At 41.8% G+C, this 11,340-nt stretch carries 8 protein-coding genes; 4 read left to right on the top strand and 4 right to left on the bottom strand.

Annotated features, from left to right (window positions below; all coding sequences use genetic code 11):
• Positions 1-94: 94 nt before the first annotated feature.
• The 3 genes from RMX69_RS22335 to RMX69_RS22325 form a co-directional block, all read right to left on the bottom strand.
• Complete coding sequence (locus RMX69_RS22335) at positions 95-463, bottom strand: pentapeptide repeat-containing protein (protein ID WP_289800159.1); 369 nt, start codon at positions 461-463, stop codon at positions 95-97.
• Complete coding sequence (locus RMX69_RS22330) at positions 453-767, bottom strand: hypothetical protein (protein WP_289798041.1); 315 nt, start codon at positions 765-767, stop codon at positions 453-455. The genes RMX69_RS22335 and RMX69_RS22330 overlap by 11 nt, the downstream gene beginning before the upstream one ends.
• A gap of 161 nt (positions 768-928) precedes the next feature.
• Positions 929-1,459 (bottom strand): hypothetical protein, encoded by a 531-nt coding sequence (locus tag RMX69_RS22325; protein WP_289798042.1) that lies wholly within the window; start codon positions 1,457-1,459, stop codon positions 929-931.
• Between the two features lie 338 nt (positions 1,460-1,797).
• Between RMX69_RS22325 and RMX69_RS22320 the strand changes: the two genes are divergently transcribed.
• The 4 genes from RMX69_RS22320 to RMX69_RS22305 all read left to right on the top strand — a co-directional run bounded on the left by RMX69_RS22320 (position 1,798) and on the right by RMX69_RS22305 (position 10,619).
• Positions 1,798-5,388 (top strand): AAA-like domain-containing protein, encoded by a 3,591-nt coding sequence (locus RMX69_RS22320; protein ID WP_322638743.1) that lies wholly within the window; start codon positions 1,798-1,800, stop codon positions 5,386-5,388.
• Between the two features lie 223 nt (positions 5,389-5,611).
• Positions 5,612-6,589: an ABC transporter substrate-binding protein gene (locus RMX69_RS22315; protein WP_322638742.1), complete on the top strand. Its 978-nt coding sequence runs from the start codon at positions 5,612-5,614 to the stop codon at positions 6,587-6,589.
• A gap of 9 nt (positions 6,590-6,598) precedes the next feature.
• On the top strand, positions 6,599-9,262 hold the full coding sequence (locus tag RMX69_RS22310; RefSeq protein ID WP_322638741.1) for a hybrid sensor histidine kinase/response regulator: 2,664 nt from the start codon (positions 6,599-6,601) through the stop codon (positions 9,260-9,262).
• A complete protein-coding gene (locus RMX69_RS22305) occupies positions 9,252-10,619 on the top strand; it encodes a diguanylate cyclase domain-containing protein (RefSeq protein ID WP_322638740.1) in 1,368 nt (455 codons plus the stop codon). The genes RMX69_RS22310 and RMX69_RS22305 overlap by 11 nt, the downstream gene beginning before the upstream one ends.
• 77 nt (positions 10,620-10,696) lie before the next feature.
• Here RMX69_RS22305 and aat read toward each other — a convergent pair whose 3' ends face one another.
• On the bottom strand, positions 10,697-11,272 hold the full coding sequence (gene aat, locus RMX69_RS22300) for a leucyl/phenylalanyl-tRNA--protein transferase (RefSeq protein WP_289798048.1): 576 nt from the start codon (positions 11,270-11,272) through the stop codon (positions 10,697-10,699).
• Between the last annotated feature and the right edge of the window lie 68 nt (positions 11,273-11,340).

Raw genomic sequence — 11,340 nt, 5'->3', positions numbered from 1 at the left:
CTCATTACTTCTCCTCTGCTCCATCAAACGCCTTGAGCTTGTGAGAAATGCGGGACAAGAGGCAGAGGGGAAAAACTTACTGCTCCCCTGCTCCCTACACCTTCCGCATATTTCTACTGATGGGGTCAAAACCTCTAGAAAAGCGCGTACTTTCATCATAGTAAGCGCCAGTTAGATTAGCTCCATACAACTTGGCATAGTTGAGTTTTGCTCCTCGAAGATTTGCTTCATTGAGATTGGCACCACTCAAATTAGCTCTGGTCAAATTCGCTTTGGCTAAATTAGTACTACTCAAATCTGCTCCCCAGAGTTTAGCTTTAGCTAAGTTAACTCCACTCAAGTCAGATCCCCATAAATTAATTCCAGGCAAATCGGCTCCAATCAGCTTGTCCCCACTCAAGTTGACGGCTGGAAAATATCTTTCTCCTGCGGCAAAACGCCTTTTTAATTCTTCAGCATTCATGCGTCGCGTTCACCTTCTTTAGCAATACAGAAGTTATTTGTTTCCATTCTTGGCTTAGTTCTCCTGAAAATACTGGCTGACCACTGCGTTGATACCAGAAATGGGCATTTTTCAAATCGCCTTCTTTGCGGTGCAGATAAGCATGAACCCAAGCACTGTCAGCATCACTGGCATTTGCAACTATTTCATGAGCCTTGCTCCAATCACCTTTGTTGTCATACCACATTGCTTGCAGCCCTTTTGGTAGTGTCTGAGGACATGGGCGCTGCTTTTCGATCAATCGCAGGAATTCCTCTGTATTCACGATCGCCACCCAACAAGAATTAAACTTCTATTTCTAAGATACTCCTCAGTTTTAGGGGAGCAGGGGAGCAAGAAAGAAGTTACAGTCAGTTTTTCTCCTCTGCACCTCTGCCCCTCTGCCCCTCTGCCCCTCTGCTCCCCTGCCTCTTGTGCCCTTCATTTCTACTTAACTGGAATAACTTCAAACTGGAAAGTACCGATCAAACGGTTATCAATATAGACTTCTATTCTATGCTTACCAACGGGATCGCCAGCGGCGATTGTCCAAAAATTCTCAATTACACCTTCTGGAGCCGATTGTGTGCGACGTGTTACAGATGTCTTGCCGTCTGCTGATATTGAGAAATCTTCACCATTATCTGTACCCCAAGTTTCTGGAGGTTTTGGTAAATACAAGACTTCACGCCATTTCACTTCACCTTGGTAGTTTTTGAGTTTAATCCGCCACCCGTAAGTATTTCCTTCCTGAAGTGGCACTCTTGTTGTCTGAAAAATGGTAACGTTTCCTTTGGAGTCAACTCTCTTCAGACCAAACTCGGTGTTACTGACAGTAATCTGTTTTGCATTCGTTGGCGCCGGAGATGATATGGCGTTTTCTACCAAAACAGAAGTAGCGTTGATTGGCTTAGAACCGATGACCCCAGATATTAGCCAAAAAGCAGCTAGCACAGCAGTAGTAGTCCAAATTCTCATTAGTATGGTTTTCCTATCAGACTTTTGGTACTTATTCAAGTAATCTGCCATGTTTTCCGGGTCAAGGTTAGCGATGGTTAGACAAAGACGAAATTGCTTTGATAAATTTGGCGGATTTAATCAACCCACTGACTTTGGTTAACATAACCTTGTTCCCAGTCTGAAGACTGGGAACGAATTCCAAGAGGCTCTGCCTCTGGTCAAGAAAGAGGAGGTTGGTAATTACTCTACAAGACACTTCGCAACGGGATAGTGTCGCATGGATATAGTATTCTAAATCCTGAATTCTGAATTCTGACTCCTTCTTTATCTCTTCCTTTTCTAATCACACTTTGCACATGAGATACCAAGTTGGCGGTAGCCTCCACAGTGACGATCCTACTTATGTTGTGCGTCAAGCAGACGAAAAACTTTATAACAGTCTGAAAAGTGGTGATTTTTGCTACGTTTTCAACTCTCGCCAAATGGGTAAATCATCCCTACTACAGCGAATAAGTCGTCGTCTCAAGTCAGAAGGCTATAAATGTGTTTACTTAGACGTGACGCAATTGGGTAGCGAGGATACCACATCAGCACAATGGTATAAAGGAATCATTGTCAGCATATTCTACGGGTTAAATCTGGCGGAACACGTCAACTTTAAGCAATGGTGGAATATGCAAACAGGTCTGTCTCCTGTACAAAAATTACACCAGTTTGTTGAAGAAGTATTGCTGCCAAATGTCAAGAGCGATTGTGAAGGCGGCGGCGAAGCTAAAGGCATTTTCATTTTAATTGACGAAATTGATAGTTTGCTGAGTTTGAATTTTCCAGTCAATGACTTTTTTGCCTGGATTCGTCATTGCTACAATCAGCAGGCACACGATCCGAATTTTCAACGCCTGGGATTTGCATTGTTTGGAGTCGCCAGTCCATCTGATTTAATTGCTGACAAACGCCGAACACCTTTTAACATTGGGACAGCTATAGAGTTATACGGCTTTCGATTGCATGAAGCTAACCCATTGCTAAACGGGTTACAGGGAGCAATCAGTCAACCAGAAGTCGTGCTGCAAGAGGTGATCTATTGGACAGGGGGACAACCATTTTTAACTCAAAAACTTTGTCAATTAGTTCTCCAAACTGCCTTAAATACATCAGAGCGGAAAATTATCCTATCCCCAAAAACTGAGGCGTATTGGGTAGAAGCATTGGTGCGATCGCACATTATCCAACATTGGGAATCACAAGATGAACCCGAACACCTCCGCACGATTCGCGATCGCCTACTTTTCAACCAACAACAAGCCGGACGGTTATTAAGTCTTTATCAGCAGGTATTGCAAGCAGAGAAAATAGAGGATGCAAAGAATAAAAATACTAGCGACTCTTGGTATCCTCTACCTCCAATATCTCCCGTGCCTACCGATGATAGTCGAGAACAGACGGAGCTTTTACTATCGGGATTGGTCGAGAAGTACAACGGTTATCTCAGAATTAAAAATCCTATCTACCGCAATATTTTCAATACTGAATGGGTATTCAAGCAGTTAGACAATTTGCGCCCTTATTCACAGCCATTCAATGCTTGGGTAGCATCGGGCTTTCAAGATGAGTCACGTCTACTGCGGGGTAATGCCTTACAAGAGGTTTTGGACTGGACTCAGCGTAAAAGTCTCAGCGATTTGGACTATCGATTTTTAGCAGCCAGCCAAGAATTGGAACGTCGGGAAGTCCAGCAAAAAATGGAAGTAGAACGCCTCAAAGAAATTGAAGCGCGATTAGCAAGCGAACAAAAGAGCGCCCTCCTTCAGCGACGACTCCTATTAGGAGTAAGTTTGGCCCTACTAGCAGTTATTGTTTTGGGGTTCACAACACTCTACGCCGATCGACAAGCATCACTGAGTGAGGTACGGGCGATCGCAGCTGCTTCCAATGGGAGTTTTAATTCCAATCAACGCTTAGATGCACTGGTACAAGCAATCCAAGCCAGAGAGAAATTTCAACGGCTCGATCTGCAAAATTTGGCAGATGCCAATGCCCTGGATCTCCAAACTCGCAAAGTATTACAACAAGCTGTCTACGGTGCTGATGAATTCAATCGCCTGTCAGGACATCAAGGGATTGTCTTAGGCGTTGATTTTAGCTCTGATGGTCAGTGGATTGTCTCATCTAGCATCGATCGCACAGTCAAGCTATGGAAGCGAGATGGAACACTGGTGAGAACGCTACCACACACTGCAACCATACAAAGCGTCCGCTTCAGCCCCGATAGTCGCCGGGTAGTCGCTGCCGGCATTGATGGCGCTATCCGTCTTTGGACAATCGATGGTAAATTGTCAACCATTTTTAAAGGACATAAATCTGCGGTGTGGCGAGTTGCTTTTAGCCCAGATGGACAAACGATCGCTTCTGCCAGTGGCGATTTTAGCGTCAAGCTTTGGCAACTAGATGGCACTTTAATCAGAACTTTTAAACATGAGCGTGCTGTGTGGGGAATTGCTTTCAGCCCCGATGGTCAAACTCTCGCTGCTTCTATGGTAGGCGGCACTAATAAGCTTTGGCGGTTGGATGGAACGCTGCTCAAAACATTCACAGCCGGAAGCGCAACTATTTGGAGTGTTGCTTTTAGCCCTGATGGACAAACTTTAATATCTGGCAGTGCAGATAAGATGGTGCGACTGTGGAATCGAGAAGGCAATCTCCTGAGAACTTTTAAAGGGCATACTGCTGAAGTATTTGGTGTAGCCTTTAGCCCTGATGGGCAGACTATTGCTTCCGGCGGTTCTGATAAAACCGTTAAACTTTGGCGAATAGATGGTACTTTATTAAGAACTTTGCAGGGGCATACCTCAAATATTCAAACCATCGCCTTCAGTCCCGATGGAGAAACTCTCGCCTCTGCCAGTCACGACAACACCATCAAACTCTGGAGAGTCAACTCACCTTTAGTAAAGCTACTCAATGGCCATCAAGAAATGGTCTGGCGGGTGGCATTTAGCCCTGATGGGCAACGGCTAGCTTCCGTTGCTGGCAAAGAAGTCAAACTCTGGAGACGCGATGGTTCTCTCGCCAAAACCATTGTTGAAGAAGATTCTCGAATGCTTAGTCTCGACTTTAGCCCCGATGGCCGAACTTTAGCGATCGTTGGTTCTAAGGGTATTGTGAGACTGTGGCAACTAGACAGCAATCAGCGAACCATTCTGGAAGGCCCAGGTATCGGTCTTTTGGGTGTTAGCTACAGTCCTGATGGTAATCGGCTAGTGGCAGTGGGTTTTGATTACAAGTTGAGACTCTGGCAACGCGACTCCAATGGACAGTTCCAACTCCAGCAAATTATCCAGGCGCATACAGGCCGAATTTGGGACATTGTTTATAGTCCAGATGGACAGTTTATCGCCTCTGCTAGTGCTGATGGCACTGTCAAACTGTGGACTTCAGAAAATAGCGAACGCCTGTTAGAAAAACCCGATCGCACCTTAGAAGGACATAAGAGTGAAGTCTTTGGGGTTGCCATTAGCCCGAATAGTCAATTGATTGCCTCTACAGGTGGAGATGGTCGTCTGCGACTTTGGAAACGTGATGGCACTCTGGTGAGGATCTTTGATGGTAAAAGTATTGGCTTAACGAGGGTAGCATTCAGTCCAGATGGTCAAATGCTGGCAGCCGCAGGTTTTGACAATACGATCAAAGTCTGGAAAATTGATGGTACTTTACTCGTCACCCTGAATGGACATACTTCTAATGTCAGCAGTGTTGCCTTTAGCCCCGATGGTAAAACCCTCGCCTCTGGCGGAGATGACCAACTTGTGATTATGTGGGATCTAGAACAAATTCTCCATCTCAACCTACTGAAATACAGTTGTGATTGGGTGCGGGATTATTTAAAGACTAATATAACAGTGGAAAAGAGCGATCGCTCTCTTTGCAATTACAGGCTTTTTCATTGATTTGAACCATAATACCTTGTTGGGGTGGCTGCAAAACAATATCTGTGAATTAAATTCTTAAGCTGCTCTTGCGGTCAGAATTTATCAATTTTGAAGCAATTCTAACAGCCAAAACTCCTTGAATACAATTACTGACGAAATTTACACGGCAATTTAAATTTGAACAATTAGTTTGTTTAGCGGAATCTTTGATTAAAAATAATTAAAAAACATCAAAAATTCTATGCTTAAACTACTCAGATACATTAGCATTTTCCTGATTACCGCCTGTTTACTACTTGCTTGTAATACTTCAGTCCCAACTGAAGTAAAACGCCCTCCATTGAAAGTGGCATTTGCATCTTTTGTTGGAGAGCTTCCAGGCATCATTGCTCAAGAAAAAGGATTCTTCAAAGCCCAAGGGGTAGATGTGGAACTAATTCATCAACAATACGCCCAATTGGTACAAGCAAACTTCAATGCGGGTAAGTATGATGGGATTACATCGTCTTTGGGAAATTTTATCATCTTGAGTGCCACAAATCCAGATATACAAGGCGCGATCGTTATAGATGAATCAATAGGAGCAGATGTGGTAGTCGCCCAATCAAAAATTAAAACCGTTGCTGATTTAAAAGGGAAAAAGCTGGGTGCAAATCTAGGTGGTTTTAGCGAAGTTTTCGTGACTGAAATGTTGAAAACTGCCAATTTAACCAGTGATGATGTGAACTTGGTTCAATTAGAGGCTTTAGAAATTCCTCAACGCCTGAAAAATAATACGATTCAAGCCGGACACACTTGGGAACCCTATCTCTCTGAAGTGATGAAATTAGGGGGAAATATCCTATTTACTAGCAAGCAAACCCCTGGCTTGATTTTAGATTTAATTATCTTTCGCGGTGAGACAATCCGCGATCGCCCCGAAGACATTCGGGCATTTGTGCAAGGATGGCTGCAAGCCTCGACCTACTGGAAAGCAAATGTTGAGGAGGGAAAAGCGATCATCAGCAAAGCGTTAAAAATTCCGATCGATACTCTCTCACTGGAGGGAATAGACCTAACTGATTTAAGTGAAAATAAAAAATATTTTCAATCTAGCAACCCTAACTCCATTTACAAAACGGCCAAGATATATGCAGACTTTTTTATTCGCTCTGGAAACATGACACGTATTCCTGAGCTAAAAAGTTTGTTCAATTCTTCCTTCTTGAATCCCCCCTAGTTTGAAGCTATGCAGCACTCCTTTTTGGGCGGCATCCGTACAAAGTTAATCGCCTCGTTTCTCGTTGTTGCTTTGATTCCGTTGCTGTTATTGGCATTTGTCAACAAACAGACAACCGAAAAAGCATTAACTGACAACGCCCGACAAGCTCTATCTGCGGCGGCTAACGAAACCGCTAACAGAATAGATGCCTTTATTGATGGAAATCTCAATGCCGTGCGCGTAGAGGCGATTTTACCAGGTTTCGCACGCTACCTCAGCCTAACTCCAAAACAGCGAGATGGCAGCCCCGAAATGCAATTGGCGACAGAAACATTAATCCGTCTCAGTCGCAAAGATATGCTCAATATTCTCTCTTATGCTTTGCTCGACTTAAACGGTAAGAATATATTGGATACACATACGCTAAATATTGGCAAAGATGAATCAGTTCAAGATTATTTTAAAAAACCGCTAAAAACTGGTTTCTCCTTTGTTTCTAGCATGAAGCGATCGCCGACAATTCCCGATCTTATTACCCTCTTTTTTAGCAGTCCGGTTCGCAATGCCAAGGGAGATATATTGGGTATATTGCGTGTTTCATATAATGCGACTGTTGTTCAGCAGTTAGTAACTCGACAAACCGAAAGGGCCGGGGCAAAATCTTTTGCGATTCTTTTAGATGACAATAATATTTATCTGGCACATAGTACTGCACCAGAACTGCTTTTTAAATCAATTGTACCTCTGCCCGATGATGTTGTAACTCAACTGCAATTGGAAGGTCGTTTGCCTAATTCTTCTCTCAAAGAATTGGCAACTAATGAGTCAGAACTTCAACAAGCATTGGATAATAAACAGTCGTATTTAATTGCATCCTTGGAAGCAACAGGGAATCAGGTTAATCTAATTGCGATCGCTCGTTTGCAATATAAACCTTGGTCTGTGTTGTTTGCACGACCCCTTGCCGTTGCCCTAGCACCTGTAGAAAATCAAATTCGTAACACAATTTTTCTATTTGCATTTATCGCTGGAGTAGTGACAATCATTGCTTTTGTCATTGGACAATTGCTAACAAAGCCAATAATTTATCTTACCAATATAGTTTTCCAGTTTACCGCAGGTAACTTAGATATCCGCGCCAAAAATAAATCAAAAGACGAAATAGGTCAACTGGCAAAATCGTTTAACAACATGGCACTTCAGTTACAAACATCTTTGGAAACTTTGGAACAACGGGTACAAGAGAGAACAGCAGAGTTAGCCATTGCTAAAGAAAAAGCCGAAGTAGCAAATCAAGCTAAAAGTTTATTTATTGCTAATATGAGTCATGAACTGCGATCGCCACTCAATGCTGTTCTAGGTTTTTCTCAATTAATGTTACGTGCTAACAACTTACCTGCCGAGCATTATGAAAATGCCGGGATCATTTATCACAGTGGTGATTATTTACTAACGCTCATCAATAATATTCTCGATTTATCAAAAATAGAAGCGGGTCAAACTACTCTTAACCCTAGAGACTTTGACCTGTATCGCTTGCTAGATGACCTAGAAGATATGCTACATTTACAGGCAAGTAATCAAGGCTTAAATTTAATATTTCAACGTAGTGTAAATGTCCCATGTTATATTTGCACAGATGAGTTAAAACTCCAGCAAGTATTAATTAATTTGATTACTAATGCTATTAAGTTCACTCAAAAAGGAACAGTTAGTTTAATAGTAAATAATAGTAGTGAAGAAAAGACAGATATTTTAACTCTTGATTTTAAAGTCTGTGATACAGGAGTGGGGATTGCAGCCGCAGAATTACCCAAACTATTTAATGCTTTTTCTCAAGCACAAGCTGGAAAAGAATCTCAAGAAGGAACGGGTTTAGGTTTAGCAATTAGTCACAAGTTTATTCAGTTAATGGGAGGAGATATTTCTGTTGAAAGTAAATTAGGTGTAGGGACAACTTTTCAATTTTATATTCAAGCCAAATTAGGTCAACCAACCAATAACAATACTTTAGAAGGATATCCAAAAGTATTAGAACTTGCACCAGGACAATCTATATATAAACTATTAATAGTAGATGATAAACCTATTAATCGCCAATTATTAATTAAACTTTTACAACCGTTAGGGTTTGAGATAAAAGAAGCTGGTAATGGCAAAGAAGCGATCGCTATTTGGAATGAATGGGAACCCCACCTGATTTGGATGGATATGCGAATGCCTGTCATGGACGGTTACGAAGCTACAAAATATATCAAGTCCACTACAAAGGGGAATGCTACAGCTATAATCGCTCTGACGGCAAGTGTTTTAGAAGAAGAAAAAGCGATCGTCCTTTCAGCCGGATGTGATGACTTTCTCCGCAAACCTTTTGCAGAACATACTATTTTTGACACACTAGCCAAACATCTTGGTGTCAAATATATATTTGCTGAAAATAATTATTCAAATTTGGAATATATAGAAAAAAATCCTTTAACATCAAACAATTTAATTTGTATGTCTCAAGAGTGGATTAATCAATTTCATGAAGCTGCCTTAGAAGCAAATACTAATCGGGTCATAGAATTAATTAGAGATATTCCAAAAACAGAAATATTTTTAATTAAATCTTTAACAAAACTTGCTCGTCAATTTGAATTTGAGGAATTGGTTGATTTAGCCGAACCCCTGAGAAGCAATGAATCTTGATTCTGATAAAGAAAATAAAGGTAATATTCTCTTAGTAGACGACAGTCCCAAGAATTTACATTTATTAAGTGATTCTCTGGTCAAAGTCGGCTACACTGTTCGCAGCGTCACTAGTGGGCGGATGGCACTAAAAACAGTAAAGGCGAAGCGACCAGATATCATTCTATTAGATATCAAGATGCCAGAGATGGATGGCTATCAAGTTTGTAAAACTTTGAAAGCAGATGAAGTTCTACGCACCATTCCTGTTATTTTTATTAGTGCTTTAGATGATGTTTTCGATAAAGTGATGGCTTTTGAGTCAGGGGGCATAGACTACATCACCAAACCCTTTCAGATGGAAGAAGTTGTGGCGCGCCTAGAAAATCAGTTAACCATTCAACGCCAGCAAAGGCTTCTAGAACAAGAAAATATTAAGCGTAGGGCAACAGAAGAGATACTGTATCAGTCCAGGGCAATGCTAGCCAGTATTTTGAATAGTTCACTAGATGGTATTGCCGCTATGCAAGCTGTTCGCAACCCTGTAACTGGAGACATTGAGGATTTTCGTTGCTTAGTTATGAATCCTGTCATTGCTAGAGCCTTCGGAAGTAAATCTGAAGAGATGATTGGCAAATTAGTACTCAAAAAATTCTTAGCCAATCTAGAACCAGAACTCTTTAATCACTTCGTTAATCTTGTCGAAACGGGAGAAGCTTTAAAACGGGATTTTTACCATCCATTAGGTAATTCTTGCTGGTATCACTTTGTTGCAGTCAAACTAAATGATGGTTTTGCTATTACCATACGCGACATTACTGGACGTAAAGAAATTGAATTGGCTCTCCAAGATGCCAATCAGAAACTAGAACAACTGGCAAATTTAGATGGCTTGACTCAAGTGGCTAACCGTCGTTGCTTTGATGCACGACTGAAAGCAGAATGGAAACGCCTTGCACGAGAACAACAACCCCTGTCACTGATTATGTTTGACGTTGATAAATTCAAACTTTACAACGATTACTATGGGCATCTTGCAGGCGATGATTGTCTAATGAGGATAGCGCAAACAGTACAAAAGACAATTCATCGTCCTGCCGATTTAGTGGCGCGTTACGGTGGAGAAGAATTTTTGGTACTCTTGCCTAATACTGACTTAGAGGGAGCGATTAAAGTTGCGCAAAGTATCCAGCAAGCAATTCATGCTCTGGCTATTCCCCATATACAGTCTGATGTCAAGAATATCATCACCGTTAGTTTAGGAATTACCTCTCGCCTACCCACTTGGGACATCAGGCCAGATACACTCATTGCCTCAGCAGATAAAGCACTGTACCATGCTAAACAAAATGGACGCGATCGCTATTGTAATGATTAAAACATTTTTTATGGCAATACCTTCATTCCCGCCATTACTACATGAGTAACAATCGCATCCGAGGCTTTTTTCTCAAATTAGACTAACTTACAAGCACATTGCAACGCTTGCTGAAGTAAAGATTGATATTCTTTATCCCCAATTCGATAAGCGCCAAACCTTTCCAAATGGGGATTCATCATTTGGGCATCAAAAAATACAAATTCCCTCTGACGCAATCTTTCCACCAACTTAACCATCGCCACCTTTGAGCCTTCGGGAATGCGGTAAAACATCGACTCGCCAATAAAAGCCCCACCAATCACAATCCCTAAAATTCCCCCGGCTAATTCATCACCCTGCCAAGTTTCAAAACTATAAGCATAACCATTCTGGTAAAGTAGCCAGTAAATCTTTTCCAATTCCGGTGAAATCCAAGTTGTCTCTCTGTCAGCACAGCCAGCCACCACAGCTTGAAAGTCTCGATTAATCGCCACAGTAAACCGTTCTTGATTCAAAACGCGCTGCAAAGACTTTGGGTAACGAAACCGTTCATCCAAAGGAATCAAAGTCCGATCGCGACTTCCGTACCAACTCAAGCGATCGCGTTCATCAGCCATGAGAAAATAGCCTTGTGCATAGCCCTCAACAATAGCGGCGATATCATATTGCATAAATAAATATAAAAAAACACTAGAGAAACGCAATTTGATGCTACCACTCAACCTCAGCGTTTCTCTGC

It is taken from the genome of Nostoc sp. EspVER01 (assembly GCF_034530635.1).
Taxonomy (GTDB): Bacteria; Cyanobacteriota; Cyanobacteriia; order Cyanobacteriales; family Nostocaceae; genus Nostoc.
Note: the sequence above shows the minus strand (reverse complement) of the source record. Positions and strands in the feature narration are given on the sequence as shown.